Consider the following 26,042-nt stretch of genomic DNA (forward strand, 5'->3'; position numbering starts at 1 on the left):
CTCTCCCCTAGTACGCGAACGCCAGGGCGCCGTCGTCGGTCTTCTGGGGCAGCACGCCTGGGATGCCGCCCCGGACGTACTTGCGGATCAGGTGGAACTCCACGACCGCCAGCACGCTGTAGACCGCGGTGAGCGCGATGAGCGAGGTCAGGATCTCGCCGGGGGTGCTGTTCGAGACCGCCTGCGCGGTGAACATCCAGACACCGTCCACACCGGACGGGTTGGGCACCACGACGAACGGCTGCCTGCCCATCTCGGTGAAGATCCAGCCCGCGCTGTTGGCCAGGAAGGGAGCCGCGATGCCGGCGAGGCCGAGAGCCGGGAACCACCATCCGGTGGGCGTCCGGTTCCTGCGCGTCAACCAGAGCATGAACACCCCGAGGCCGGCCGAGACGGCACCGAACCCGATCATCAACCGGAAACCCCAGTACGTCACGGGAAGCGCGGGCACGTAGTCGATCGGCTTGCCGCTGAGCTCGCCCAGCCGTTCGTCGACGGGGTAGAACTCGCCGTACTTCTCCTGGTACATCGGGACCAGGTCCTGGATGCCCTTGACCTCGCTGCTGAAGTCGTTGTGCGCCAGGAAACTCAGCAGTGCGGGCACCGTGATGCTCTTGACGTTCTCGCAGTCGGGCCGCGTGACGTCGCCGATCGCGAAGACGCTGAAGCTCGCCGGCTGTTCGGTGTGGCACAACGCTTCCGCGGCGGCCATCTTCATCGGCTGCTGCTCGAACATCAGCTTGCCCTGCAGGTCACCGCTGATGCTCAGGGCGCCGAACGCGACCACGCCGACCCAGGTGCCGAGCTTGAGCGAGCCGCGCCAGACGCTCTCGTCCTGCGACCTGCGGTACAGGTGCCAGGCGGCGATGCCCACGAGGAACGCGCCGGCCACGGCGAACGCGCCCGCGATGGTGTGCGGGAAGGCGGCGAGCACCGTGTTGTTGGTCAGCACGGCCCAGATCGAGGTGAGCCGCGGCCGTCCCTCGTCCATCACGATGCCGACCGGGTGCTGCATCCACGAGTTGGCGGCGAGGATGAAGTAGGCGCTCGCCATCGTGGCGAGGCTGAACGCCCAGGCGCAGGCGAGGTGGGCCTTCTTCGGCAGCTTGTCCCAGCCGAAGATCCACAGGCCGAGGAAGGTCGACTCGACGAAGAAGGCGACGATCCCCTCCATCGCGAGCGGCGCGCCGAACACGTCGCCGACGAACCGCGAGTAGGCGCTCCAGGCCATGCCGAACTGGAACTCCTGCACGATGCCCGTGACGACGCCCATGGCGAAGTTGATCAGGAGGAGCTTCCCCCAGAACTTCGTCATCTTGTAATAGCGCTCGTCGCCCGTGCGCACCCACGCGGTCTGCATCGCCGCCACCAGCAGCGACAGGCCGATCGTCAGCGGCACCATCAGAAAGTGGTAGACGGTGGTGATGCCGAACTGCCACCGCGCGAGCTCGAGTACTTCCACGTCTCCGAGCCTAGGTGTGGATCATGGCCGTCATCAGGTACGACGGTCCCGTCCCAGCTCGGGACCAAGGTCCCGTGCGGGAGGTCACGCCTTGCACGTGACCTGCGTCGGTTACGATGGCCGCGCCAGAGGGGAGTAGTTCCCACCGGAGCTTCCAGCCGGTGGCGTGGTGATCGACATACTGGTCCGCCTTCGAGCGGCCCCGGTCCCACACCCGTCTTTCGCGGGCGAACGAGACCTCCGGCCAGGTTGCAACACGCCTGGTCGGGGTCTGTCGCGCCTCCGTCCGGGCTCGTATTCGGACGTGGAGGACCTCGTGGCCACATCATTGCTCGCGTTCATCACCGCTTTCGCGGTGGTGTTCCTCGTCGAGCTGCCCGACAAGACCATGGTCGCGACCCTGGTGCTGACCACCCGCTACCGCGCGTTGCCGGTGTTCGTCGGCGTCGTCGCGGCCTTCGCCGTGCAGAGCGTCGTCGCGGCCGCGTTCGGCTCGGCCCTGACCCTGCTGCCCGACCGCGTGGTGGCGGCCGTGGTCGCCGTGCTGTTCGGCGTGGGCGCGTTCATGCTGCTCAAGGAGGGGTTCTCGCAGGACGGGGACTCAGCGGACGAGGCGGGGACCCGCGCGGTCGTGCCGTTCTGGCGCGCCACCCTGACGTCGTTCGGCGTGCTGTTCGCGGCGGAGTGGGGCGACGCCTCGCAGCTCGCGACGGCCGGCATCACGGCCCGCTACGGCGAACCGCTGGCCGTCGGCCTGGGCGCCTGGCTGGCACTGGTCGCCGTGGCCGGGCTCGCCGTGCTCGTGGGGCGCAAGCTCGCCGGTCGCCTGCCGACGCACTGGATCCAGCGGGTGGCCGGGGTGCTCTTCGCGGTGTTCGCCGTGGTCGCGCTGACGCAGGTGTTCTGACGGGCTTCCACCTGGCGTTCTGCCTGGTCACCAGATCGGGCGGAGCCCCGGCCGGTCCTCGCCGCGGACGTGCCGCAGGTACGCGGCGAGGCCCTGCTTGACGGTGGCGAGCGTGTCCGCGCCGATCGCCTCGGCCATCTCCGCTTCGAGGTCGGACCAGAGGTTGTCGGCCAGCTTCAGGTAGTCGCGACCCTTCGTGGTGAGCGTGACGTACTGGGCGCGCTTGTCCGTCGGATGCGGTTCTTTCAGCACGTAGCCCCACTCGTCGAGCTCGTTGGCGATCTTCGCCGCGGCCTGCTTCGTGACGCCGAGGTGCTGTCCGATGTCGACGGTCGTGGCCCGCTTCTCCTCGAGGAACCGGAAGACGTAGCCGTGGGCCGGCCGCAGCGGTTCGAGACCGATCTGCCGGAGCCGGTCGTGGAACTGGTCGCCCAGGGCGCGGTACGTCATCGCCAGCAGCACGGGCACCGGTTCCACCGCTGCTCCTCCGATGTAGACAACCAGGTTGACCTTATTGTAAGTTTGGACAACTTGGTTGACTACTTTGGAGGTCGTCTTGCTGGTCACGGGAGAGTCCGCCGTCACGCACTCGTTCGGCGGGTTCGAGTTCAGGTCGCTGGCCGTGCCGTCACGCGGCAGCACCGAGATCGCTCTGTGGACCGTCGACGTGCCGGAGGGCGGGGACGGCACGCCGCACCGCGCGTCGAAGGAGGAGGTGTTCTACGTGCTGTCCGGATCGGTGACGATCCAGGGGCAGACCGCCGGGACCGGCGACGCCGTGGTGGTGCCGCCGGACACCGAGCTGTCGCTGACGGGAGGGCCGGCGCGCGTGCTGGTCGCCACCTCGGTGGGGATCCGGGGCACGCTGGCGGACGGGCGGACGATCACGCCGCCCTGGTCGCTCTAGTCCGGACGGCGGGCAACCCGCCCTGTTCAGGGGCTTGCCCGCCATCGGGGATGGTTGAGGTGCTGCCGGTGGGCAGCTCGCCTCAGTTGGCCGGGGAGCCCACTTCGCGGGGAGGCTCCGGCGCGGTGTCCGGGACCTCTTCGCGCAGATCGCGAGCGATCTTCTTGGCCTCGTCGATGAGCTGCTGCGACTCTTCGAGGCGGCTCTCGTCGGGCGGGACGAGGTCGCTGCCGTCCGCGGCTGCGGTGGTGCGCTCGCCCGAAGGCACGACGGGGTCTGTTCCGTCCGGCGCGCCGGGCTGCACGTCGTCCACCTCGGCGGAACGCTCGTCGTCCACGGGGACGGGGCGCGCCGCGTCCGGCACCACGGCGCTGTCCTCGTCCCGGCCGACGGGGCGTTCTTCGTCCAACACGGTCGCGCGGTCTTCGTCAGGTGCGGTCACACCTCTGGGATCACCGGATCGGAAGGACGTGAAACTCCGGCCATGAGGCCTCGGACGTGCGCGGCGAGCCGTTGCGCGATGTCTGGGTCCCATTCGTCGCCGGCGGCCGGGGTGGGGGTCTCACCGGCCACGACCCGTTCGCCGAGCAGGCGTCGTTCGGCGGGGGTGAAGTCGGTGATGGCGCGGCGCAGCAGGGGCAGGGCGTCGTCGAACGCCTCGCCCCGCAGGCCGCTCAGCCACTCGTCGATGAGGCCGAAGAGGCGCGGATCGGCGGCCAGCAGCGTCGCCGAGCCCCGGAGGAAGCCCGCGACGAACGCCGTGGCGACGTTGCGGTGCAGGCGGGCGGCCACGTCGTCGCTGGTCAGCTCGCCCGCTTCCCAGAGCAGGCGGGTGGCCCTGCCGGTCGGGAGGCCGTGCGCCTCGGCCTTGACCAGGGCGTGCAGGGCCCGCCACCAGGTCTTCTGGTGGTCGTCGTCCGCGGCGAGACGGGTGGCCTCGTGGGCTCCGTCGATGGTGGCGAGCGCGTTCTCGGCCGTTTCGTCGTCGACGTTGCGGCAGGCGAGGGGCAGACCGACGGCCCCTCGCGTCAGCAGGCCGTGCAGGGCCACGCGCAGCAGTTCCGGGTCGGTGCCGCGGACCGACCCGTAGCGCACGGTCCTGGCCAGGTCCGGGAGGGCGGCGAGCAGTTCGAGGGCGTCGGTGGCCAGGGCGGCGCAGCGGTCGAGCGCCCCGCGGGCCCCGGCGACGGCCTTGGGCAGCTCGCAGCCCACCGACCTGGTCAGGGTCGCGGCGGCGTCGGCGACCCGCTTGGCGTCCTTCGCGGACTGGACGAGGACGTTCTCGGCGGCGGTGTGGACGGTCGTGCCGTGGCGGGCGGCGACGGCGACCGAGACCGCGAAGACCGGGTCCCAGCGCAGCTGCCACACCTCGGCGAACGTGCCGAGGGAGTTGGACCGGTCCGGCCTGCCCCAAGGGACGCCGAGAACTTCCAGGCGCTGCAGGAGTTTCGACCGTTCGCGGTCGGTGTCCTTGCGGAGGTCCAGTTTGAGCTGCTTGGGCTGGACGTCCGCGGGCAGGCGCAGTTTCCGTTGCAGGCGTTGGAGATCCGCAGCCAACGGCGATCGCGGGACGGCCTCCCCCACCTCGCCCAGGCGTTCGCCGACGACGAGCTTGCGGTGGACGAGCTGGAGGTGGATCTCCTCGCCGCCGCACAGGACGGCGAGCGCGGCCTCGTTGACCTCGCTCAGGCCCGCACTGGGGCGTTCCCTCAGCGCGGCAAGGGTTTCCGCGAGGCGGACGGCCTCCACGGCGCTCGCGGTCGAGGCCGGCAGGTCTTCTTCCCTGAGCACGGCGGCGGCTTTGGCGAACCAGCGCGGGACCACGTCCTGCTGGTGCTGCCAGAGGTGCGCGTACCAGCCCGGCGAGTCGACACCCGCGCCGTAGCCGGACTCGGCGGCGAGCTGGCCGTGGCTCCACGGCACCCAGGTGCCGGAGATCCTGCGGCGGCGCAGGCCTTTCAGCAACGCGGTGTCGCTCGCGGCCGTCGGTGTGGTCAGCAGGGCGGGAACGTGCCACGCACCGCAGATGACGACGATCGGGCCGTCGGTTTCCTTGCGCGCCTTGCGGATCGTCTGGCGCATGAACGCTTCCCGCCGGAGCGTGCGCTCCCCCACCTCGTCCTCGAACTCCTCGCGGACGGCCACCATCGCCTCGGCGATGGCGTTCGCGAGGTCGAGCGGATCGGAGGCGCTGTGCTCGACGACGTCCTCCCACCAGCGTTCGGGGTCGTCGAAGCCCGCCGCCTCGGCGAGCAGGCCGATGGGGTCGACGTTCCCGCTCGGGCCGTCGTCACCGATCGAGGCAGCCGCGGGCAGGTCGAAGAAACGCGCGGTGGCACCGGTCTCGGCGGCGTACCTGAGCGCCTGCCACTCCGGCGAGAACTCCGCGAACGGCCAGAACGCGGCGTTCTCCGGCTCGGTCTCGTCGTGCAGCAGGATCGCGACCGGCGGTGTCAGGGCGTGGACGTGGTCGAGGAGGGCGTCCGCCTCCGGAGGCCCCTCGATCAGGACGAGCGCCGGCCGGACGGCCTCCAGCGCCCGCTTGACCATCCGGGCCGAGCCGGGGCCGTGGTGGCGGATGCCGAGCAGGACCGGCCCGGGATCCGGCTCAGTCACCGCTGGCGTCCAGGCAGGCCCGGTAGAGGTCGCGCCACTCGGCGCGCTCCTTCAGCACCGTCTCCAGGTACTCCTGCCACACCGTCGCGTCCGACACCCTGTCCTTGACCACCGACCCGATCAACCCGCTGGCCAGCTCGTCCGCGCCGAGCGTGCCGTCGCCGAAGTGGCCGGCGAGCGCCATGCCGTTCGCGATCACCGAGATCGCCTCCGCGGTGGACAGGCTGCCGCTGGGCTTCTTCAGCTGCGTGCGACCGTCCACGGTGGAACCGCCGCGCAGCTCCCGGAAGATCCGCACGACGCGGCGCACCTCGTCGAGCGCGGGCGGTTCGGCGGGCAGCTGCAGCGCCTTGCCCAGCTGCCGCGCGCGGGTGATGACGATCTCGACCTCGGCGTCCTCGGTCGCGGGAGGCGGCAGCACGACGGTGTTGAAGCGCCGGGCGAGCGCCGACGACATCTGGTTGACGCCGCGGTCCCTGTCGTTCGCCGTGGCGATGACCGTGAAGCCCGGCACCGCCTGGACCTGCGAGTTGAGCTCCGGCACCGGCAGCGACTTCTCGCTCAGGACCGTGATGAACGAGTCCTGCACCTCGGACGGCATGCGGGTCAGCTCCTCGACCCTCACCACCGAGCCCTGCTGCATGCCCTTCATGACCGGGCTCGGCACCAGGGCGTTCTCGCTCGGGCCCTCGGCGATCAGCCGGGCGTAGTTCCAGCCGTAGCGGACCTGGTCCTCGCTCGTGCCCGCCGTGCCCTGGACCACCAGCGTCGAGTCGCCGGTGATCGCCGCCGCGAGGTGTTCGGACAGCCACGACTTGGCCGTGCCCGGCACACCGACGAGCAGCAGCGCCCTGTCCGTGACCAGCGTGCCCACCGCGACCTCGACCAGCCTGCGCGCGCCGACGTACTTCGGCGTGACGACCGTGCCGTCGGGCAGCGTGCCGCCCAGCACGTACGTGACCACGGCCTGCGGCGACAGGCGCCAGTTCGGTGGCCGCTGCCGGTCGTCCTGAGCCGCGACGGCCTCGAGCTCGGCGGCGTACTGCTGTTCGGCCGTCGGCCTGAGCACGGCGGTCACGGGGCCTCCCGGGGCGGTTGCGGTGGTGCGAACGATTCGCGCAGGCGGATGCGGAGGCGGAGGACCTCCAGTTCCAGCGAGTTCTCCGGCCAGCGGCGGGTCAGAGCCTCCCAGCTCGCCCCGAGCAGGTCCGCGTCACCCCGCGCCAGCAGCACGGACGGCGGACGGCCCGCCCGCCAGCGCGGATCGGGCAGCGCGGCGTAGCGGTGCATCAGCGCGCGGGTGGTCTCGGGCGACCACGGCGCCGGGAGCTGGGCGCAGGCGTGGTCGAGGAGGTCGTAGTGCCAGTTCTTCGACACGGCCACGACCGCCTGCTCGGCGACGCTCGCGGGCAGTGCTGCCAGCATCTCCAGCTGCTCCATGCCGGTCAGCGTCTCGGCGGCCGCGACGGCCCACGGACGCGGGTCCTTCGCCGCGGAGAGCTGACCGGCGACACCCCTGAGCAGAGCCGCGGCCCACGGCCCCCGCCGGAGCACGTCGGCGGCCTGGGCGTCGTCGGCCCGCAGGGTCGAGGTCCAGTACGACGGCGGGACGCTCGCGGCCGCCGCACGGATGCGCCCCGCCACGCCCTTCTCGGACCCGTCGCGCATGAGGTCGCGCTGCTCCGCCGGGTCGGCCTGCGCGGTCCAGAGCTCCTCCGGCCGGACGTCGAGCCCGTCCGCGGTGAGGCGGAGCCCGCGGCGCAGGCGGTGGGCCGCGCGGGCGGCGAGACGTGTGCGCCCCAGGGTGCGCAGGAGCCGGAGTGCCTCGTCGTGGACGGCCGCCGCGTTGTCGTCGAGGGCCGCTTCGAGCAGCCGTTCGTCCTGCGGCCCCAGGCCGGTCTCGAGGGCGCTGACCAGCACCTGGCGGTCGGCGGAGCGGCGGGACGCGGCGAACTCCCGCGCGATGAACCCGCCGACGCCCACCGGGTCGGCCTTGCGCTTGCGGCGCAGCGCGCGGACCCGTTGCGCGCTGGGCAGGTCGAGGACCTCGTCCAGCGGCACCTCGTCCACGAGCGGCGCGGCACCGCTCGCCCAGGACCAGCCCGGGCGGGTGCCCGCGAGCCAGCGGCCCCTCGTGCCCAGCACCTCGACCACGGCGGCGCGCAGGCCGGGACGGGCCGTGCCGAGGGCGAGCAGCGCGGGGAGCATGCGGTGCTCGGCCACGACGCCGCCGGCCTTGGCGAGGGCGCACCACTCGGTGAGCAGGACCTCGTCGTCGAGGCTCATGATCGCTTCGAGGACGGCCCTGGCGGCCGGCCTGGGGAAGTCGGCCCGCTCGGGCGGGGCCGGTGGGAGCGGGTCGGCCTGGACCTCCTGCGGGAGGGTGGCGCCGAACGCGGCCACGCCCAGGGCGGCACAGTCGGCGAGGAGGACCGCGGGGTCGCCGCCTCCTCTCGTGGTGCCGATGAGGAGGTCTTGGACGGCCTTGGACCAGTCGTCCTTCACGCCGCCACCTCCGGCAGGGGGTGGGAGCGGCCGGGGAAGGGGACGTGCGGGGCGACGCGGGAGCGCGCCGGAGGAAGCCGCGGGGCGCCACCGGGCTGCGGCGTGGTCACGCGACCACCTCCAGGATGCCGTCGATCGACACCGCGCCCAGCCGCAGCGCGTGCCCGTCCCACAGGCCCCAGGCGTCGAACGGGACACCGCCGCTCAGCGCCAGCGCCATGTCCAGGCCCGTGTCGTCGCGCACCGGGAGGCCGTGCCCGGACGGGTCGACCAGAGAGCCCCCGTGCAGCCTCACCGAGGCGCAGCCGAGCGGGAACAGGCGCTGCCACGGGTCGGCCGTCAGCATCGGTTCCAGGGCCGCCAGGGCCGTGCGCCACGCCGGCGGGGCGGGCACCGGGTCCGGGGTTCGCGAGCCTTCCAACTCGCCGAGGGCCACGCGGTCCGAGTCCGGGTACCGGTGCACGAGCGCGGAGGACTCCTGGCCGTGCGGCAGGAGCGGGACCGGCGCGCCGACCGCGGAGTGGCGGATCGCGACCACCCAGCCCGACGTCCGGCGGCCCCAGCACCACTGGCGGACGGTGCGGACGCGGCCGTCGTCCGTTTCCAGCCGCAGGAGGGCCACCCAGCGGTCGAACACGCCCGGGGTGGCCCGGACGGCCTCCTCGGGGATCGTGACGCCCAGGCGCGATCGTGGCTGCACGAAGCACAGGAGGTGCAGGCCGCCCAGGCGGTCGGCCACGTCGGAGGTCCAGCGGGGACCCGAGCGGGCGACGATCTCCTGGATCTCGGCCACCGCCGCGGCGACGCCGGGGACCTGGGCGTCGATCATGCGGGCGGTGAACGCCTGCCACCACGACGCCGGGCGGCCGGGCAGGGACGCGATGCCCGCGGAGGCCACGTCGAGCAGCCAGTCGCGCAGGCCGTCGATGCCCGAGGACATCGCCGAGGCGCGGTTCGCCGCCGTCTTCTCGCGGGCGCGCAGGCGCCTGGCCACGGCCTCCGGTGAGGAGTCGAGCTCACGAGCGGCTCTGCGGGCCGTCCACTCCCGCACCCAGTCGGGCGGCGGGGCGTCGGGGAGGTCGAGCTCCTGCAGCGAGACGGCGTGCTTGCAGGGGAACTTGCGGGACGGGCACGTGCACTTGGCCGAGCCCGCGGCCAGGTCGACGCACACGCGGTACGGCACGGAGCCCGAGCCCGTGTAGAGGCCCCACAGCACCGGCAGGGCCTTGCCCAGGCCCTGCCAGCGCGTCGGAACGGCTCGTGTCCTCACGGGACCAAAGTAGCGAGGACCCCCGACAGGAAATCAGGCCGGACCGCGTCGGGCCCACGTCCACGCGTACGCCGGGTCCTCGCAGGCCTCCGCGGCCTCGCCCAGTTCCAGCGGCCGGAACGTGTCGACCATGACCGCGGTCTCGTCGAAGTAGTCCACGCCCAGCGACGCCTCGACGGCTCCGGGCTGCGGGCCGTGCGTGCAGCCCGAGGGGTGCAGCGACATCGAGCCGATGCCGATGCCCGAACCCTTGCGCGCCTCGTAGTTGCCGCCGACGTAGAACATCAGCTCGTCCGAGTCGACGTTCGCGTGGTTGTACGGCACCGGCACGGCCAGCGGGTGGTAGTCGACCTTGCGCGGGCAGAACGAGCACACGACGAAGTTCGGGCCCTCGAACGTCTGGTGCACGGGCGGCGGCTGGTGCACGCGGCCGGTGATCGGTTCGAAGTCGCGGATGTTGAACGCCCACGGGTACAGGTGCCCGTCCCAGCCCACTACGTCGAACGGGTGGTTGGCGTAGGTGAACTTCGTGAGCCCCGCGCGGTGCCGCACGACCACGTCGACGTCGGTGCCCTCGACGAGCAACGGCTCCTCGGGGCCGCGGATGTCGCGCTCGCAGTACGGCGAGTGCTCCAGGAACTGGCCGGCCTTCGACAGGTACCTCTTCGGCGGCCCGATGTGCCCGGTCGCCTCCAGCACCAGCAGCGACATCGGCGACGACGGCACCACCCGGTACGTGCAGGAGGTCGGGACCACGACGTAGTCGCCGTCGCCCACCTCCAGCGCGCCGTAGATCGTCTCGACGACGCCGGAACCGCCCTGCACGTACAGCAGCTCGTCACCGGAAGCGTTGCGGTACAGCGGAGACGGCGCGTTGGCCACCACGAAACCGATGGTCACGTCCGGGTTGTGGAACAGCCGGCGACGCCCGGTCACCGCGTCGACCTCGTCGGAAGCCCAGGTCAGGTCGGTGGTCTTGAAGTGGCGCGGCTTCAGCGGCAGGTTCGGCGCCACGGTGCCGCGCTCGTCCTTGAGCGTCTCCGCGTTGACGATCGCGGTCGGCAGGTACCGGTGGTAGAGCAGGGCCGAATCGGCCGAGAACCCCTCGACCCCCATGAGCTCTTCCGCGTAGAGCCCACCGTCCGGTTTGCGGAACTGGGTGTGGCGCTTTCGGGGGATCTCCCCGACCTGGCGGTAGTGGGCCATGACGTCTCCGGAAGCGTTCGACTATCGGACATCTTTGTTCAGTTGGCGGTACACGGCTAGCGTGTCAGCCGTGTCAAGCGCTGTCGAACTCCGTGCGCCCGGTCCGCGCGGTACTCCGCCCCTGCTCGCGAGGCTTGTGGACGATGCCGCGCTGTTCCCCCCGGGGAGCGCGTCGATGCCCGACGCGGTGCGTGGTCACCTCGACGGACGGGTCGGTGAGTGGTCCGGTGTCATGGGTCTTTTCCTGTGCCCGGCCTCCCGCCTCGCCGAACTGATCACCGAACTCATCAAGGTCAAGCCCCCGAAGCCGATCGCGCTCTCCCTCGTGATCGACACGGGTCTCGGCGGTGTGCCGAAGGCCGTGTCGATCGTCGAGAGCCGCAGTGAGCTCCTGGCGCTGCGCATGGTCGAGATGCCCGCACCGTCCGATGTGGACGAGGTGTGGCTCGAGCGCGTGTCGGAGTTCGTCCCCGAGGACGTCATCCGCGTCGTCGAACCCCGCCGCGGTGGAGCCGAGTGGCTCGACGGCGTCCGCCGGGTCATCGAGCACGGCAGCTGGCCCAAGCTGCGCTGCGGCGGCCTGTCGCAGGAGAACTTCCCGAGCGTCGAGGAGGTCGCGGACTTCCTGTCCGTCGTCAGCGGCGGCGGCGTCGCGTTCAAGGCGACGGCGGGCCTGCACAGGGCCGTCCGCCACACCGACGAGCAGGGCTTCACGCACCACGGCTTCCTCAACCTCCTCGTCGCCACGGCCCGCAGCCTCAGCGGCCGGGACGTCCGCGAGGCGCTGGCGAACACCGACGCCGAGGCTCTCACCGCCGAGGCCAAGGCGCTCAGCGACCAGGCCGCGCACGCCGTCCGCGGCGTGTTCGCGAGCTACGGCTCGTGCTCGCTCGCCGAACCTGTCGCCGACCTCGAGGGGCTTGGACTGCTGTGAGCTGGATCAGCGACCCGAACTTCACCGAAGACCAGCCGTTCGGACCGCAGACCCTCCCCTACGGCGTCGTCGACGGCGGTGTGGCCGTCCGCGTGGGCGACCGGGCTCTGCTGCTGAAGAGCCTCGCCCTGGGCAAGTGCAGCGAGTTCGTCCAGGGCGACTCGCTGGACCCGCTGCTGGCGGCGGGCCGCCCGGTGTGGAGCGCGCTGCGCGCCAAGCTGAGGGAGGTCGTCCGGTCGAGCTCCGCCCCCAGGGGCGCCGAGCTCGTCGGGATCGAGACCGCGAAGCTGCCGTTCACCGTCGGCGACTACGTGGACTTCTACTCGAGCAGGCACCACGCCGAGAACGTCGGCCGCATGTTCCGCCCCGACGGCGACCCGCTCACGCCGAACTGGACGCACCTGCCGATCGGCTACCACGGCCGCGCGGGCACGGTGTACGTCTCGGGCACCGACGTCAAGCGCCCCAACGGCCAGAAGCGCGGCAGCGAGGGCCCGAAGTTCGGCCCGTCCGAGCGCCTCGACATCGAGGCCGAGGTCGGGTTCGTCTGCGGCGGTCCGCGGGCGGCGAACGTGAGCACCAGCAGGGCCGCCGAGCACGTCTTCGGCGTCGCGCTGGTCAACGACTGGTCGGCGCGCGACATCCAGGCCTGGGAGTACCAGCCGCTGGGCCCGTTCCTCGCCAAGTCGTTCGCCACGTCGATCAGCGCGTGGATCACGCCGCTGGAGGCGTTCTCGGTCGCCCGCGTCCCGACGCCGCCGCTGCCGAACAAGCTGCACGACTACCTGACGTGCGACCAGCCGTGGGGCCTGGACATCACCATCACGGTGGAGCTGAACGACACGATCGTCGCGCGGCCCCCGTTCCGGGAGATGTCGTGGTCATTTGTGCAACAGCTGGCCCACATGACGGTGAACGGCGCTACGGTGCGCCCGGGTGATCTGTTCGCCTCCGGCACGGTCTCGGGACCGGAGAAGCACGAGCGCGGCTCGTTCCTCGAGCTCAGCTGGGGCGGCAAGGAACCGTTCAAGCTCGACGACGGCTCCACGAGGTCCTTCCTGGAGGACGGCGACACGGTCAGGCTGACCGCGACGGCTCCCGGTGAAGGCGGCTCCGTGGTCGGTCTCGCCGAGGTGGTGGGCACAGTTCGGAGCGCGTGATGGTGGGAGCGACGAAGGAGAGCTCGCTGACCCTGGAACGGGGTCTGGCGCTCCTCCAGGCTGTCGCTGAGGCGGAGTCCGAGGCGCCGTCGATCTCGGAGCTCGCCACGGCCATCGGCGCGTCCAGGGCCGCGGTCTACCGGCTCCTCGTCCCGCTCCAGGCGCGCGGTCTCGTGCGCCGGGAGGGGTCGAAGGTCCGGCTCGGCCTGGGCGTGCTGCGCCTCGCCTCCAACGTCCTCCCCCAGCTGCGGATGGCGGCCAACCCGGCGTTGCGCGAGCTCGCCGAGAAGGTCGGCGCCACCGCGCACCTGACGGTCGCGGACGGCGGCGAGGCCCAGGCCGTCGCCGTCGTCGAACCGTCGTGGACCGCTTTCCACGTGGCGTACCGGGTGGGATCGCGCCACCCGGTGCACCGCGGGGCGGCCGGCAGGGCCATCTCGCAGCCCGCGGAGATCTGGGTCGTCTCCGCGGGTGAGCTGCAGCCGAACGCGTTCGGCGTCGCGGCACCGGTGCGCGGCGTTCCCGGCCTGCGGGCGTCCGTGGGCGTCGTGGCGCTGGAGAAGCTCGACGCGGACATCGTCGGCCCTCACGTCGTGCGGGCGGCCGAAGAAGTGGCGGCGGCGCTCAAATGACCGACGAACGCCTGAGGCGCTGGCGGCTGCTGCTCGGCCCGAGCGCTGAAGACGTCTCTCAGCTCGGAGACGACGACCAACGGCGTGACAGCGCGCTCACGGGCCTCTACGGCGGTGGCGGCGACCGCGGCGCCGGTCTCGGTGCCAGCAACCCGCAGCTGCACCGCTGGCTGGGCGACGTCCGCAAGTACTTCCCCACGTCCGTCGTGCAGGTCATGCAACGGGACGCGGTCGAGAAGCTGGGGCTCAAGCAGCTGCTGCTCGAACCCGAACTGCTGCAGTCGGTCGAGCCGGACGTGAACCTCGTCAGCACCCTGCTGCAGCTCTCCCGCGCCATTCCCGCCCGCACCCGCGACACCGCGCGGACCGTGGTGGCCAAGGTCGTCGAGGACATCGAGAAACGCCTGCAGGACCGGCTCGTCGAGGCCGTCCGCGGCGCCGTCGACCGGTCCCGGCGCACCCGGCGGCCGCAGCTGCCGGACGTGGACTGGGCGACCACGATCCGCGCGAACCTCAAGAACTACCAGCCGCGGCACAAGACCGTGATCGTCGAGGACCTGATCGGCCACCGCCGGCGCAGCAGGGCCGCGGCGGTGCGGGACGTCGTCCTGCTCGTCGACCAGTCCGGCTCGATGGCGGAGTCGCTGGTGCACGCGGCGGTCCTGGGGTCGGCCCTCGCGTCCATCCGCTCGATCTCGACGAAGCTCGTCGTCTTCGACACCGAGGTCGCGGACCTGACCGACCAGCTCAGCGACCCGGTCGACCTGCTGTTCAGCGCCCAGCTCGGCGGCGGCACGGACATCAACCGCGCGGTCGCCTACGCGCAGACGCTCGTCCGCAGGCCCACCGACACGGTCGTCGTGATCATCAGCGACCTCTACGAGGGCGGGTCGGAGTCCGAGCTGCGGCGCCGCGTCCGGGAACTGGTCGCGAGCGGTGTCACGGTCGTGAACCTGCTGGCGCTCAGCGACTCCGGCACCCCGGCCTACGACCACGAGCTGGCGGCGAAGCTGCACGCGCTGGGCGCGCCCGCGTTCGCCTGCACGCCGGACAAGTTCCCCGAGCTGATGGCGGCCGCCCTGCGCAAGGACGACCTCACGCAGTGGGCCGAGGCCGAGGGCATCGCCACGGGCCGTTAGGCCAGCTCGTCGGCCAGCGCCGTGACGGTCCTGGCCAGCTCGGGCAGCAGCTCGGGCGGGATCTTGTCGAGCACCCGCTTGCGCGCGCTCGCCAGGTGAGCCGGCTGGGCCGCGCGCATCACGCGCAGCCCCTCGTCGGTCAGGATCGCGTCGTTTCCGCGCGCGTCCTCGCCGTGGCGCTCCTTCCGCACGAGGCCGTGCTTGCCCAGCCCGTCGACGACCCTGGTGATGCGGGACGCGGTGAGACCCGCCCGGGAGGCGAGCGCGGACATCCGCAGCCGACGGCCGGGTGCCTCGCTCAACAGCAGCAGCACGGCGAACTCGGTCATCGTCACGCCGGTGCGGGACATGTCGTCCTCCAGCGCGCGGGGCAGCGAGTGCACCAACCGGCCGAGGCTCTGCCAGAGCTGGGTTTCGTCGGACGACAGCGGAGCGAGTGCGGTCACGCTCACAGCTTACTTGCCCAACCAAGCAATTTCCTGTACTCCTGGAAGGGTGTTCCTTGCTTAGGCAAGCAAGCTAAGGGGTGATCGCATGACATCTCCAGCTCCGGCGCCGGAGGGGTTCGAACACGCGTACGCCGAGGTCAACGGCGTCACGCTGCACTACGTGATCGGCGGGGAGGGGCCGTTGGCCGTGCTCGTGCACGGCTGGCCGTTCAGCTGGATCGAGTTCCGCGCACTGCTGCCGCTGCTGGCCGCACGCGGCTTCCGCGTCGTCGCACCGGACCTGCGCGGCTCCGGCGACTCGTCGGTCCCCGACGGGCACTGGACCAAGCAGGACGAGGCCGATGACCTGCACGCGCTGCTGCGCCACCTCGGTGCCGGGAACGCGTTCGTGCTCGGCACCGACGTCGGCACGATGACCGCCCACGCCTGGGCCCAGCGGTACCCGCGGGACGTGACCAGGCTGGTGCTCAGCGAGTGCTTCCTGCCCGGCTTCGGCCTGGAGGAGCACCTGTCGCACCTGTGGCACTTCGGCTTCCACGCCGAGAGCGAGTTCGCGGCGGAGCTCGTCGAAGGCCGCGAGGAGCGGTACCTGTCCTGGTTCCACCGGCAGATGACCCGCGGCGGCATCACCGACGACGACCACGCCGATCTGCTGCGCACCCTCACCCGGCCCGGCGGGATGCGCGGCGGGTTCGAGCACTACGCCACGGTGCCGCAGGACGGCCGCAACGCCCGTGCCGGCATCAAGGTCGAGGTCCCGGTGCTCGTGCTGCACGGCGAGCACGGCCTGCCGTCCGACGTGCTGCTCAACGGCGCCCGCGAGGCGGCGACCGACGTCCGCGCCGAGATCGTCCCTGACGCCGCCCACACCTATGCCGCCGACAACCCGGCCGCCACCGCCGACGCACTGACCCGCTTCTTCGCGGCCTGATCAGGGAGCCAGAAAACATGCAGATCCTCGTCACCGGCGCCACGGGCTACACCGGCCGCCGCGTCTCCGCGGCCCTCGCCCGCGCCGGGCACACCGTCCTCGGCCTCACCCGCGACACGTCCACCGCCGGGAACCTGGTCGTCGACGAGGTCACGCCCGTGCGGGGCGCCCTCGCCGAGCCGGAGACCTGGCGTCACCACCTCGACGGCACCGACGCGGTCGTGCACCTGGTGATGGACCTCGACGACCCGGTGGGCACCGACCGCACGTTGTTCGCCGAGATCACCGCGGCCGAGGAACGGGACGGCCGGCGCCGTCACCTCGTCTACACGACCGGCATCTCCTCCTACGGCCGCACGGGCGTGGCGCTCATGGACGAGAACACGCCCGGCAACCCGGAGAGCCCGATCGGGTTCCGGTTCGCGCTGGAACGCGAGCTCGCCGCGAGCGGCCTGGCGCACACGGTGGTGCGGCCCGGTTTCCTCTACGGCGGCCCGGCCACCACCTCCATGACCGCGCAGTGGTTCGCCGCGGCCGAGGCGGGCGCACCGGTCTTCTACGGCGACACCGCCAAGCGCTGGAGCTGGGTGCACGTCGACGACCTCGCCGAGGCATACGTCCGCATCCTCGGCCGCGCACCGGAGGGCGAGGTGTTCGTGATCGCGGACGACCAGCGCCTGTCCGCGCTGGAGGTGCAGCGCGTCGCGGTGCGCGCGGCGGGCTTCACCGGTGGGATCCGACTGGAACCCGCGGAGGCGGGCGGGATCATGCAGGTCGCGGCGGACCAGGACGAACTCGTGTCGAGCGCCAAGGCCCACCGGCTGCTCGGCTGGCGGCCGCGGCACGTCTCGTTCACCGACGCGCCCGAGAGGCACTACCGGGCGTGGGTCAGCGGTCGATGACCCGTCCGCGGGTGAGGAACGCGAGACCGCGCGTCATCGCCACGACGCGGCCGCGTTCGTCCGGTCCGGCGATCCAGATCCGGCCGGTGTGCCGGACCAGCACGCGCGCCCGCTCCGGCAGCTCGGGCAGGCGCAGGTCGTTCTCCGAGTCGGCGACCCGCAGGTAGGCCTGGCGCCCGATCCGCTTGCCCGGCACGAACTTCACCGACACCGGGCGGAACGGGAACCGCTCGACCAGCTCGACCGTGCCGCTGCGCTGCAGGAAGTGCCGCAACCCCGGGGCGGCCAGTTCGAGCACCACCGGCACCGACAGGACGGTGAGCCAGAGCCAGCCGATCAGCAGCACGAGGCCGAGCACGGCGAGGGAGAAGAGGATGTGGCCGACCGCGCGGCGGTCCGCCCGCGCGAGGCAGGTGTCGCTCCAGTTCTCGACCATGGTCGTCATCGGGTCACCCGCGCCGGGATCAGGCGCGGCACGCCGCGGAACGTCACAACGGTGTTCCCGGCGGCGTCCGGCGGCACGAACCACGCACGGCGGTGACGCGCGATCCGGCCACGCACCAGGGGATCGACGCTCAGGGTCAGCAACAGAGGCGGTGAAGACTGCACGACCAGACGCCCTCCCTCCCACTGCACATGAGCGAAATGCCACGGTTCACCTTCCGGTAAACGCACGGGACGCCGTCGGGTGACCCCCCACAGCACGGCCGCGGCGAAGAAGAGCAGCACCAGCGCCACCGGCGAGGACCACGACCACACCAGGACCAGGAGGAACTGGAGCACGAAAGCCGAACCCGCGAGAACCGTCCACATGAGGGCGCGACGACTCGCCCGGTCCACGCAGTGCCGGGTCCACCGATCGTCGAGCGCCGCCCCCTCGGTGGACGGCTTGCTGGGCACGGCCACGCGTCCACCGTACAGGTGGCTGTTCCCTTCCCGAGCACCGCTAAGTTAGGCTTGCCTAAGCTTCGAGGAGGTGGAGTGGTGACCGACACCCGGACCAAGCGCCCGCCGGCGCCGCACGCCGCCGAACGCGCCCGCACGATCGCGGCCCGCCACGGCTCCGCCGCCCTGCTCCCCCAGGCCGGGTCCCGCACCACCCCGCTGTTCCACCACGTCCACCCGTGCGGCTCCACCACCCTGCTGCTGCCCGACGAGCACCCGCTGGTCGGACAGCTCTGGCACTCCCCGCGGACCGAGGTGACGGCGATGCTGGAGATCGCCGACCAGGCACCGGTGGCGTTGCGCGAACCCGTGCGCGGCCTGCTGTGGCTCACCGGCTGGGTCTCCGCGCTCGACGACCGGGAGGCGCGCGAGGAGGTGCTCGCGGTCGCCGACGTCCGGCCCGACCACCGGCTGCTCGACGCCGGTCACGGCGTCACCGTGCTGCGGCTCACGCCCGCCTCGATGGTGATCGCGGACGCCGAGAGCACGTCGTCGATCCAGCCGGAGCAGTTCGCGAGCGCGACGCCGGACCCGTTCTGCGGCAACGAGGACCACTGGCTGCGGCACCTGGAGGCCGCGCACCGCGACGTCGTCGGCCAGCTCGCCCGGCACCTGCCGGAGGAGCTGCGGGCGGGCCGCGTGCGGCCGCTCGGACTCGACCGGTTCGGGCTGCGGCTGCGGGTGGAGGCGGAGTGCGACGACCACGACGTGCGCATCGCGTTCTCCCAGTCGGTCAGCACCCCGGCGGAGCTCGCCGCCGAGCTCCGGCGCCTGATGGGCTGCCCTTTCCTCGCACAGAGGTGAGCGGGGCCTGCGGGTAGCGTCACGCGGGTGACCTCGACCGCCCTGGAGATCCGCACCGAAGAGAAGCGCGGTTACCAGCTCGAACTGCTGATCGTCTTCAGCATGACGCTCGGGCTCTCGGGCCTGCGCAGCCTCGTGCGGCTCGTCGACAGCCTGCTGCAGCCGACGCCGCTCAACCAGCAGTCCGTCGCGCTCAACGTCCCGCAGGCGCGTGCCGACCTGCTGGACCTCGTGGCACAGCTGCTCGGCGTGCTGCAACTGGCCGCGTGGGGCGGCATCGGGCTGTACCTGCTGTGGCGCACGGGGATCAAGCTCAAGGTCATCGGGCTCGACGGCACCCGCAAGCTCGCCGACTCGCTCGGCGCGCTCGGGCTGGCCGCGATCATCGGCATCCCGGGGCTCGCGTTCTACTTCGCCGCCTGGACGCTCGGGCTGAACCTCGCCGTCCAGCCGTCCACCCTGGACAACCAGTGGTGGATGAACGTGGCGCTGGTCCTCGCCGCGGCCGGCAACGCGTGGGCGGAGGAGGTGCTCGTCGTCGGGTACCTGATCACCCGGCTGCGCCAGCTCGGGTGGCGGCAGTACACCGCGCTGGTCGCGGCGGCCGTCCTGCGCGGCTCGTACCACCTCTACCAGGGCTTCGGCGGGTTCGTCGGCAACCTCGTGATGGGCCTGGTCTTCGGCTACTACTGGCAGCGGACGAAGCGCCTGTGGCCGTTGGTGATCGCTCACACGATCCTCGACGTCGTGGCATTCGTGGGCTACGCAATGTTGCGCGGCAAAGTCAGCTGGTTGCCCTAACGATTCGTTGCTCAGATCGACATTCACACGCGTTTCGTTGCCTGTTGAAGCTCTGGAGCGGCGATTTGTGCTGTTCGGAGTTACGCTCGACCGGTGACTGCGCACACGATCGCCGAAACCGAAGCACTCCCGGACGCCGCGCCCCGCGTGGACAGCGAGGTCGGCCCGCTGCGCACGGTGCTGCTGCACCGGCCGGGCAACGAGCTCAAAAGGCTCACCCCGCGCAACAACGACCAGCTGCTGTTCGACGGCGTGCCGTGGGTCGGCCGCGCCCAGGAGGAGCACGACGCGTTCGCCGCGACGCTCACCTCCCGCGGTGTCGAGGTGCTGCTGCTGGCCGACGTGCTGGTGCAGGCGCTGGAGGACAACCGCGCGCGCATCGCGGGCATCCACAGCGCCGTCAACGAGCGCCGTCTGGGCATCGACCTGGCCGACGCGCTGCGCAGCCACCTCACGTCGCTGCCGGCCCCGCAGCTCGCCCAGGTCCTGATGACCGGCATGACCTTCGAGGAGCTGCCGGCCGCCGAGGGCGCGTCGCTGGTGCGCAAGATGCACCTGCCGATCGACTTCGCTGTCGACCCGCTGCCGAACCTGCTCTTCACCCGCGACTCGTCGGTCTGGGTCGGCGACCGCGTGGCCATCACCTCGCTCGCGCTGCCCGCCCGCGACCGCGAGACGACGCTGACCGACCTGATCTACGCCTACCACCCGCGGTTCCGCCGCACGGGCCGCGCGTACGGCGCCCACTCGGCACCGCTGGAGGGCGGCGACGTGCTGCTGCTCGCGCCGGGCGTCATCGCCATCGGCGTCGGCGAGCGCACCACCCCGGCCGGCGCCGAGTCGTTCGCGCGCTCCGCTCTCGCGGACGGCCTCGCGCACACGGTGCTGGCGGTGCCGATCAAGCAGGAACGCGCCACGATGCACCTCGACACCGTCTGCACGATGGTCGACCGCGACGCCGTGGTGATGTACCCGGCGATCAGCGACTCGCTCACCGCCTATCCGATGCGGTCCGACGGCGACGGCGGCGTGCGCGTGGACGGCCCCGTGCCGTTCCTGGAGGCGGCGGCGGAGGCCATGGGCATCGAGCGGCTGCGTGTGATCGACACCGGCCTGGACACCGTCACCGCCGAGCGCGAGCAGTGGGACGACGGCAACAACACGCTTGCCGTGGCTCCCGGCCTCGTCGTGGCCTACGAGCGCAACGTCGAGACGAACGCACGCCTGGAGGACGCGGGCGTCGAGGTGCTGCGGATCGCCGGTTCGGAGCTGGGTTCCGGCCGCGGCGGCCCCCGGTGCATGTCGTGCCCGATCGACCGCGCGCCATTGGTGTGATCGTTAGGAATGCCTAACCTTTGTTTGGTTTCCCTTTCCAAACAAAGGTTAGCTTTTCCTCGAATGCAAATTTCGGCATTCTCGGCTAACGTACTCCGCATGGCCTCGAACGTGAAGAAGATCCTGTCCAAGCAGTCGAAGTTCCACGAGCTCCTGCAGGCTCAGGTCGGCAACGAGTTCTCCGCTTCGCAGCAGTACGTCGCACTCGCCGTGTGGTTCGACAACGAGGACCTCCCGCGCCTCGCGTCGCACTTCTACAAGCAGGCCCTCGAAGAGCGCAACCACGCGATGATGATCGTCAAGTTCCTCATGGACAACGACATCCCGGCCGTCATTCCCGGCACCGAGACGCCGTTCAACGAGTTCAAGGCCCCGCGCGACCTCGTCGACCTGGCACTGCGCCAGGAGCAGCAGGTCACCGAGCAGATCGTGGCCCTCGCCAAGGCCGCCCGCGAGGAGGGCGACTACATCGGTGAGCAGTTCGTGCAGTGGTTCCTCAAGGAGCAGGTCGAGGAGGTCTCCTCGATGAAGACGCTGCTCACGATCATGGACCGCGCGGACGGCAACATGTTCTACGTGGAGACCTTCCTCACGCGGGAAAGCGTGGGCGACGAAGGCGCCGACACCAGCGCTCCGACCGCCGCGGGCGGCACGCTCTGACTTTCCTCCGCACGGTTGAGTGCCTGATCACAAAAGACCTCCCGACCCACCCGGGTCGGGAGGTCTTTTCAGTTGTTGAGCCGGGCGGCCTGCCGGGTGAGGTATTCCCGCTCGGCGAGGTTCGTCGCTTTCTCCGCCGCTTCGGCGTAGAGCCGCGCGGCCGTGCGCAGATCGCCGTCGCGCTCGTGCAGGTAAGCCGAGACGGCCGAATGGCGGGGCAGGGAGTCGTCCAGTTCCGCCAAGGCCTTCAACCCCGCTCGCGGCCCGTCGGCCTCGCCCACGGCGACCGCGCGGTTGAGCCGGACGACGGGGCTGTCCGTCAGCGCCAGCAGCTCGTCGTACCACTCGACGATCTGCACCCAGTCGGTCTCCTCGGCCACGGGGGCGTCCGCGTGCAGCGCCGCGATGGCCGCCTGCGCCTGGAACTCCCCCAGCCGGTCCCGCGCGAGCGCCGCCTGCAGCACCCCGACGCCCTCGGCGATCATCCGCGTGTCCCACTTCCCGCGGTCCTGCTGGGCGAGCGGCACGAGGCTGCCGCCGACCGTCCGGGAGGCGCGGCGGGCGTGGTGCAGCAGCATGAGCGCGAGCAGGCCGGCGACCTCCGGGTGGTCGACGACGGCGGCGAGCTGCCGGGTGAGCCGGATGGCCTCGGCGGCCAGGTCGACGTCGCCGGAGTAGCCCTCGTTGAAGACCAGGTAGAGCACGCGCAGCACCGTGGCGACGTCGCCGGGCTGGTCGAACCGCACGTCGGAGACCGTCTTCTTGGCACGGCTGATGCGCTGGGCCATCGTCGCCTCCGGCACCAGGTAGGCCTGGGCGATCTGGCGCGTCGTGAGACCGCCGACCGCCCGCAGCGTGAGCGCGACGGCCGACGACGGCGTCAGCGACGGGTGCGCGCACAGGAAGTAGAGCTGCAACGTGTCGTCGGACGTCGGTGCCGGCCCCGGCTCCGGTTCGGCGTCGACGAGGTCCTCACGCCGGCGCCGCGCCTTCTCGGCCCTGGTGGCGTCGAGGAACTTGCGCCAGGCCGCCGTGACCAGCCAGCCCTTCGGGTCGCGCGGCGGGTCGTCCGGCCAGACGCGGACGGCCTCGACCAGCGCGTCCTGCACGGCGTCCTCGGCCGCCGCGAAGTCTGCTCCGCGGCGGACGAGGATGCCGAGCACGGCCGGGGTGAGGCTCCTGAGCAGTGCCTCGTCCACCATCACTCCGTGATCGTCGGCGGCGTGCCGTAGAACGGGCGGACCTCGAGCCATTCGTGGATCGGCTTGCCGTCCTTGCCCGGTGCCGCCGACAGCTCACCGGCGAGCTCCACCGCGCGCTCGTAGCTGTCGACGTCGATGACCATCCAGCCCGCGATCAGGTCCTTCGTCTCGGCGAACGGGCCGTCGGTGACGGGCGGCCTGCCCTCACCGTCGTAGCGGACCCAGGCACCCTCCTGCGCGAGAGCCTGACCGTCGACGAACTCACCGGTGGTCTTGAGCTTGTCCGCGAAGGCGTTCATGTAGTCGATGTGCGCGGTGATCTCGTCCGGCGACCACTGGTCCATCGGCACGTTGTTCACCGGCTCCGGGGCGCCGCGGTAGTGCTTGAGCAGCAGGTACTTCGCCATCTCTGGAATCTCCCTAGGTGCTGTTGCGACCCATCCTGGCCACTGTCACCACGGGGACGACGCCGCAACGCGGATCTCGACACGGTGGCCCGGAGAATTCTCAGGCGGTCGGGCAGTCGTGGGCGGCCAGCCGCATGTGGACCATCGTGACCGTGGTGCCGTTCGTCGTGAAGACGTACGACCACGAAGGCGACGCGGCCATCGGCACGAGCACGGTCGTCCCGCTCTGCGTGGCGCCGCCGTAGGCGGCCTTCACCTCGGCCACCGTCGAGCCGACGCCGACGTTCCTCTGCGTCTTGGCCGTGCTCGGCCGGGTGATCCGCACGATCCCCTTGGCCGGTGAGATCACCACGGCGTCGCTGTCGGGCACCGACCGGGTGGCGTAGGCCGTGCACCGGTTCTCCTGGTCGGCCGGGCTGCTCGGCTCGATCAACGCGCCGGTCGCCAGCGCGTCGGCCTCGGACATCCCGAGCAGCAGCGCGCCGAGCCTGCCCGGTTCCGCGGGCGGTGGGGGCGGTGGTGACGGCGTCGTCGTCCGCGGCTTGCCCGTCCCGGTGCCCGGAGGTGTGGTGGCGCCGCCGCTGGAGGCCGGCGGGGTGGCCGCCCGGCTCGAGGAGCCGGGCGCGGCGACCGTGCTGGTCGACGGCGGCAGCGAGGTCGTGGAGGCGGTGGAGGTGGAGGTGGCGGTCTCCAGCAGTTCGTCGGCGGGGTCGTCGTGCGACAGCGTGCGGAGCTGGGTCGCCCCGAGCCCCACGCCGACCAGCGCGACCACGAGGAACGCGCTGGAGGTCGCGGCACGCCGCCGGCGGCGCCGGTGCGCACCGCGCAGCACGGCGTCGGTCGCGTCCGGCGCCGGGTGGACGTCGAGCCGGTCGTCGCCGAACAGCCTGCGCAGGTCGTCGTCGAGATCGCCCACCGGTCAGTCCCTTCCCAGGCGTGCCCGCAGACTCGCCATCGCCTTGCTGCTCTGGCTCTTCACCGTGCCGCACGAGATCCCGAGCGCGTCCGCGATCTCGGCCTCGGAGAGGTTCTCGTAGTAGCGGAGCACGACCACCGCCCGCTGTCGCGGCGGAAGTTCGCGCAGGGCCTGCCAGAGAGGTTCGTTCTCGAGCCTGCTGAGCTCCGGTGCCACGGCACCGCTGTCCGGGATCTCCGCCACGAGGTTCTCCCGGCGGCGACGGCGCCAGACGCTGATGTGGGTGTTCGCCATCGCGCGGCGGACGTACGCGAGCGGGTCGTCGCCCTTGCGCTGCACCGCGGCCCAGCGCGAGCCGACCTTCTCCAGCACGGACTGCACCAGGTCGGCGGAGTCGTGCGGATTTCCCGTCAAAGCGTGGCCGTAACGCAGAAGCCCCGGCATGGACGCGCGCACGAACTCCGCGAAATCCCCCACGGCTTCCGCTCTCCCCCCGCCCCGCTCGGCGGCTGGTCCCCGCTGCAGCACCGCCGTCACGGCACGGCCCCCTCCCCGAAGCAAACTGCCCCGGGGTGTGCACGCGCAAGACGGCGAAGCGGTTGCCTCGCGGGATCAGGGGGTCGCGACGGCTTCCGGCAGGACGAACGAGCCGTCCGGCCGGGGCGGGAAGTCGTGGACCTCCCGGACCGCCGTCACCGGGATGGGGCCGTAGACGTGCGGGAACCACAGCGGCGAGTCGGGCACCGCCTCCCACCTGGCGGGGACGTCCATCAGCTCCGGGTCGATTACCAGCAACAAAAGCCCGGTCTGCCCGTGGAAGAACTTGCCGGCCGTCACGTGCACGACACCGCGGTCGGAGCAGTGCACGAACTCCTCGCCCTCGGCGGGCGTGATGGAGCCGGCCGACCGGGCAGCAGCCCAGCCGGCCGTCGTGATGATGTGCAGCAGCACCTGTCCACAGCTCCCTGTGTACAACTATGTGGACAACCTGTGGACTAGCGCAGGGTGATCTGACGTCCCCGCAGGCCCTCACGGGCACGGCGCTCGGCGTCGCTCAGCGGCTCGTCGGAGGCCAGGGCCTCCAGCAGGCGCTGGCCGAGGGCCTCGGCCGGCTCGGCCCACTCGCGGGCGTGCATCTCGCGGTCGAGGTCCCAGACCGGCACGAGCAGGCCGTGCGCGCGGAACGAACCGGCGTACCGGGAGCCCTCGCCGAGGTCGAGCTCGCCGCGGGCGGCCAGGCGGGCCATCGCGGTCAGCAGCTCCTCCTCGGGCTCCGGGCGGACCCAGCGCAGGTGCGCCTTGTCGCCCGCGTCCACCCAGTAGGCGGCCTTCACACCGGGGGCGTCGAGGCGCTCGGTCGGCAGGATCGCCGCGTTCGCGCGCTCCAGCGACAGCGCGACGTCACCGGTCGGCTCGGTGCCCTCCGGCATCCACCAGATGAAGTCGGTGTGCAGCTCGGGCGTGATCTCGGCCTCGGGGTCGAGGAGGTCCTGCAGGCGGCCGGGGTTCTCGCCGTTGTCCGGGCCGACGACCGGCAGCACGTCACCGGTCTTCGCCTGCTGCGCCCACTGCACCGCGCGCGCGAGGTCGCGGCTGATGTCGCCGGACCGCGTCTGGACCTGCAGGCCCACGAACGGCACGTCGTCGCCGCGGATCAGACCGGCGGCCGCCATCGGCAGCACCGTGGCCAGCGTGACCTCGCGCCCGTCCTTGACCGGCAGCTTCACGACCGCCGACGGCACGAACTCGCGCAGCGCGATCAGCTCGCACTCGGCGGCGAGGCCCTCGAACGGCCGGGACACGATCACGTCGGTCGCGCCACCGGGCGCGCCGTGGCAGGCCTTGTAGCGCTTGCCGGAGCCGCACGGGCAGGGCTGCTTCGGGTTGATCCCGTCCTTCGGTGCGTCCTTGACCGCGGTCCGCTTGGCCACCTCGGCCCCTCCTCGTGTTCA

At 71.7% G+C, this 26,042-nt stretch carries 29 protein-coding genes; 12 read left to right on the forward strand and 17 right to left on the reverse strand.

Going from position 1 to position 26,042, the window contains the following annotated elements; all coding sequences use genetic code 11:
* Positions 1-7: 7 nt before the first annotated feature.
* A complete protein-coding gene (locus BLQ91_RS28570; protein ID WP_090101714.1) occupies positions 8-1,462 on the reverse strand; it encodes a cytochrome ubiquinol oxidase subunit I in 1,455 nt (484 codons plus the stop codon).
* Between the two features lie 316 nt (positions 1,463-1,778).
* Between BLQ91_RS28570 and BLQ91_RS28575 the strand changes: the two genes are divergently transcribed.
* Entirely contained in the window at positions 1,779-2,369 is a 591-nt protein-coding gene (locus BLQ91_RS28575; protein WP_281199657.1) for a TMEM165/GDT1 family protein, read from the forward strand.
* Positions 2,370-2,396: 27 nt separating this feature from the next.
* Here the strand turns inward: BLQ91_RS28575 and BLQ91_RS28580 are convergent, their stop codons facing one another.
* A complete protein-coding gene (locus BLQ91_RS28580) occupies positions 2,397-2,846 on the reverse strand; it encodes a MarR family winged helix-turn-helix transcriptional regulator (RefSeq protein WP_245733867.1) in 450 nt (149 codons plus the stop codon).
* A 79-nt stretch (positions 2,847-2,925) separates the two neighbouring features.
* Here BLQ91_RS28580 and BLQ91_RS28585 point away from each other — a divergent pair, with 79 nt between their 5' ends.
* Entirely contained in the window at positions 2,926-3,276 is a 351-nt protein-coding gene (locus BLQ91_RS28585) for a cupin domain-containing protein (protein ID WP_090101942.1), read from the forward strand.
* A gap of 82 nt (positions 3,277-3,358) precedes the next feature.
* On the opposite strand, the gene BLQ91_RS28590 is transcribed toward BLQ91_RS28585, so the two are convergent.
* From BLQ91_RS28590 to BLQ91_RS28615, 6 genes are all read right to left on the reverse strand, one after another.
* Positions 3,359-3,718: a hypothetical protein gene (locus BLQ91_RS28590; RefSeq protein ID WP_090101720.1), complete on the reverse strand. Its 360-nt coding sequence runs from the start codon at positions 3,716-3,718 to the stop codon at positions 3,359-3,361.
* Positions 3,715-5,892: a DUF5682 family protein gene (locus tag BLQ91_RS28595; protein WP_176959995.1), complete on the reverse strand. Its 2,178-nt coding sequence runs from the start codon at positions 5,890-5,892 to the stop codon at positions 3,715-3,717. Before BLQ91_RS28595 ends, BLQ91_RS28590 begins: the two co-directional genes overlap by 4 nt.
* Entirely contained in the window at positions 5,885-6,970 is a 1,086-nt protein-coding gene (locus tag BLQ91_RS28600; protein WP_218130446.1) for an ATP-binding protein, read from the reverse strand. The genes BLQ91_RS28595 and BLQ91_RS28600 overlap by 8 nt, the downstream gene beginning before the upstream one ends.
* Complete coding sequence (locus BLQ91_RS28605; RefSeq protein WP_090101723.1) at positions 6,967-8,397, reverse strand: DUF5691 domain-containing protein; 1,431 nt, start codon at positions 8,395-8,397, stop codon at positions 6,967-6,969. The genes BLQ91_RS28600 and BLQ91_RS28605 overlap by 4 nt, the downstream gene beginning before the upstream one ends.
* A 106-nt stretch (positions 8,398-8,503) precedes the next feature.
* On the reverse strand, positions 8,504-9,667 hold the full coding sequence (locus tag BLQ91_RS28610; protein ID WP_090101725.1) for an SWIM zinc finger family protein: 1,164 nt from the start codon (positions 9,665-9,667) through the stop codon (positions 8,504-8,506).
* Positions 9,668-9,700: 33 nt separating this feature from the next.
* Complete coding sequence (locus BLQ91_RS28615; RefSeq protein ID WP_090101727.1) at positions 9,701-10,873, reverse strand: homogentisate 1,2-dioxygenase; 1,173 nt, start codon at positions 10,871-10,873, stop codon at positions 9,701-9,703.
* A gap of 70 nt (positions 10,874-10,943) precedes the next feature.
* Here BLQ91_RS28615 and BLQ91_RS28620 point away from each other — a divergent pair, with 70 nt between their 5' ends.
* Genes BLQ91_RS28620 through BLQ91_RS28635 form a run of 4 tightly spaced genes read left to right on the forward strand, consistent with a single transcriptional unit; the run spans position 10,944 to position 14,738 of the window.
* A complete protein-coding gene (locus BLQ91_RS28620) occupies positions 10,944-11,807 on the forward strand; it encodes a hypothetical protein (protein WP_425412559.1) in 864 nt (287 codons plus the stop codon).
* Positions 11,804-12,967 (forward strand): fumarylacetoacetase, encoded by a 1,164-nt coding sequence (gene fahA, locus BLQ91_RS28625; protein WP_090101732.1) that lies wholly within the window; start codon positions 11,804-11,806, stop codon positions 12,965-12,967. Before BLQ91_RS28620 ends, fahA begins: the two co-directional genes overlap by 4 nt.
* Complete coding sequence (locus BLQ91_RS28630) at positions 12,967-13,599, forward strand: IclR family transcriptional regulator (RefSeq protein ID WP_090101734.1); 633 nt, start codon at positions 12,967-12,969, stop codon at positions 13,597-13,599. The genes fahA and BLQ91_RS28630 overlap by 1 nt, the downstream gene beginning before the upstream one ends.
* Entirely contained in the window at positions 13,596-14,738 is a 1,143-nt protein-coding gene (locus BLQ91_RS28635) for a VWA domain-containing protein (protein ID WP_090101736.1), read from the forward strand. Before BLQ91_RS28630 ends, BLQ91_RS28635 begins: the two co-directional genes overlap by 4 nt.
* Here BLQ91_RS28635 and BLQ91_RS28640 read toward each other — a convergent pair.
* On the reverse strand, positions 14,735-15,184 hold the full coding sequence (locus BLQ91_RS28640; RefSeq protein WP_218130447.1) for a MarR family winged helix-turn-helix transcriptional regulator: 450 nt from the start codon (positions 15,182-15,184) through the stop codon (positions 14,735-14,737). The two genes, BLQ91_RS28635 and BLQ91_RS28640, sit on opposite strands and share 4 nt — an antisense overlap.
* A gap of 88 nt (positions 15,185-15,272) precedes the next feature.
* Here BLQ91_RS28640 and BLQ91_RS28645 point away from each other — a divergent pair, with 88 nt between their 5' ends.
* Together BLQ91_RS28645 and BLQ91_RS28650 are read left to right on the forward strand one after the other, a co-directional pair.
* Complete coding sequence (locus tag BLQ91_RS28645; protein ID WP_090101740.1) at positions 15,273-16,118, forward strand: alpha/beta fold hydrolase; 846 nt, start codon at positions 15,273-15,275, stop codon at positions 16,116-16,118.
* A 17-nt stretch (positions 16,119-16,135) separates the two neighbouring features.
* Positions 16,136-17,020, forward strand: coding sequence for an NAD-dependent epimerase/dehydratase family protein (locus tag BLQ91_RS28650; RefSeq protein WP_090101742.1), 885 nt, complete (start codon positions 16,136-16,138; stop codon positions 17,018-17,020).
* Here BLQ91_RS28650 and BLQ91_RS28655 read toward each other — a convergent pair.
* On the reverse strand, positions 17,007-17,465 hold the full coding sequence (locus BLQ91_RS28655) for a hypothetical protein (RefSeq protein ID WP_143022851.1): 459 nt from the start codon (positions 17,463-17,465) through the stop codon (positions 17,007-17,009). The genes BLQ91_RS28650 and BLQ91_RS28655 overlap by 14 nt on opposite strands.
* Positions 17,462-17,758 (reverse strand): hypothetical protein, encoded by a 297-nt coding sequence (locus tag BLQ91_RS42925; RefSeq protein ID WP_245733868.1) that lies wholly within the window; start codon positions 17,756-17,758, stop codon positions 17,462-17,464. The genes BLQ91_RS28655 and BLQ91_RS42925 overlap by 4 nt, the downstream gene beginning before the upstream one ends.
* Positions 17,759-18,004: 246 nt before the next feature.
* Between BLQ91_RS42925 and BLQ91_RS28665 the strand changes: the two genes are divergently transcribed.
* The 4 genes from BLQ91_RS28665 (at position 18,005) to BLQ91_RS28680 (ending at position 21,565) form a co-directional block, all read left to right on the forward strand.
* Positions 18,005-18,769: a DUF2470 domain-containing protein gene (locus BLQ91_RS28665; protein ID WP_090101945.1), complete on the forward strand. Its 765-nt coding sequence runs from the start codon at positions 18,005-18,007 to the stop codon at positions 18,767-18,769.
* 102 nt (positions 18,770-18,871) lie between these two features.
* On the forward strand, positions 18,872-19,570 hold the full coding sequence (locus BLQ91_RS28670; protein WP_090101946.1) for a CPBP family intramembrane glutamic endopeptidase: 699 nt from the start codon (positions 18,872-18,874) through the stop codon (positions 19,568-19,570).
* 147 nt (positions 19,571-19,717) lie between these two features.
* The gene (locus tag BLQ91_RS28675; RefSeq protein ID WP_176960003.1) at positions 19,718-20,905 is read left to right on the forward strand and encodes an arginine deiminase; all 1,188 of its coding nucleotides are present in this window, start codon (positions 19,718-19,720) and stop codon (positions 20,903-20,905) included.
* A 99-nt stretch (positions 20,906-21,004) separates the two neighbouring features.
* Entirely contained in the window at positions 21,005-21,565 is a 561-nt protein-coding gene (locus BLQ91_RS28680; protein ID WP_090101747.1) for a ferritin, read from the forward strand.
* A 68-nt stretch (positions 21,566-21,633) separates the two neighbouring features.
* Here BLQ91_RS28680 and BLQ91_RS28685 read toward each other — a convergent pair whose 3' ends face one another.
* The 6 genes from BLQ91_RS28685 to BLQ91_RS28710 all read right to left on the reverse strand — a co-directional run bounded on the left by BLQ91_RS28685 (position 21,634) and on the right by BLQ91_RS28710 (position 26,021).
* Positions 21,634-22,764, reverse strand: a complete 1,131-nt coding sequence (locus BLQ91_RS28685; protein WP_090101948.1) for an RNA polymerase sigma factor — start codon at positions 22,762-22,764, stop codon at positions 21,634-21,636.
* 2 nt (positions 22,765-22,766) lie between these two features.
* Positions 22,767-23,174 carry a YciI family protein gene (locus tag BLQ91_RS28690; RefSeq protein ID WP_090101749.1) on the reverse strand — a complete coding sequence of 136 codons (408 nt, stop codon included), beginning with the start codon at positions 23,172-23,174 and terminating at the stop codon, positions 22,767-22,769.
* 100 nt (positions 23,175-23,274) lie between these two features.
* Entirely contained in the window at positions 23,275-24,090 is an 816-nt protein-coding gene (locus BLQ91_RS28695) for a hypothetical protein (protein WP_090101751.1), read from the reverse strand.
* Between the two features lie 3 nt (positions 24,091-24,093).
* Positions 24,094-24,567, reverse strand: coding sequence for a SigE family RNA polymerase sigma factor (locus BLQ91_RS28700; protein ID WP_342670671.1), 474 nt, complete (start codon positions 24,565-24,567; stop codon positions 24,094-24,096).
* 135 nt (positions 24,568-24,702) lie between these two features.
* A complete protein-coding gene (locus BLQ91_RS28705) occupies positions 24,703-25,041 on the reverse strand; it encodes a DUF952 domain-containing protein (protein WP_090101753.1) in 339 nt (112 codons plus the stop codon).
* A gap of 44 nt (positions 25,042-25,085) precedes the next feature.
* Complete coding sequence (locus BLQ91_RS28710) at positions 25,086-26,021, reverse strand: DUF5926 family protein (protein WP_090101755.1); 936 nt, start codon at positions 26,019-26,021, stop codon at positions 25,086-25,088.
* Between the last annotated feature and the right edge of the window lie 21 nt (positions 26,022-26,042).

The sequence above is a fragment of the Lentzea jiangxiensis genome, assembly GCF_900104175.1.
In the GTDB taxonomy this organism is placed as follows: Bacteria; Actinomycetota; Actinomycetes; order Mycobacteriales; family Pseudonocardiaceae; genus Lentzea; species Lentzea jiangxiensis.

Coding starts and splice junctions, on each gene's coding strand:
- BLQ91_RS28630 (WP_090101734.1), top strand. CDS start 12,967: ATGGTGGGAGCGACGAAGGAGAGCTCGCTGACCCTGGAACGGGGTCTG.
- BLQ91_RS28690 (WP_090101749.1), bottom strand. CDS start 23,174: ATGGCGAAGTACCTGCTGCTCAAGCACTACCGCGGCGCCCCGGAGCCG.
- BLQ91_RS28635 (WP_090101736.1), top strand. CDS start 13,596: ATGACCGACGAACGCCTGAGGCGCTGGCGGCTGCTGCTCGGCCCGAGC.
- BLQ91_RS28650 (WP_090101742.1), top strand. CDS start 16,136: ATGCAGATCCTCGTCACCGGCGCCACGGGCTACACCGGCCGCCGCGTC.
- BLQ91_RS28615 (WP_090101727.1), bottom strand. CDS start 10,873: ATGGCCCACTACCGCCAGGTCGGGGAGATCCCCCGAAAGCGCCACACC.
- BLQ91_RS28645 (WP_090101740.1), top strand. CDS start 15,273: ATGACATCTCCAGCTCCGGCGCCGGAGGGGTTCGAACACGCGTACGCC.
- BLQ91_RS28670 (WP_090101946.1), top strand. CDS start 18,872: ATGACGCTCGGGCTCTCGGGCCTGCGCAGCCTCGTGCGGCTCGTCGAC.
- BLQ91_RS28655 (WP_143022851.1), bottom strand. CDS start 17,465: ATGACGACCATGGTCGAGAACTGGAGCGACACCTGCCTCGCGCGGGCG.
- BLQ91_RS28680 (WP_090101747.1), top strand. CDS start 21,005: ATGGCCTCGAACGTGAAGAAGATCCTGTCCAAGCAGTCGAAGTTCCAC.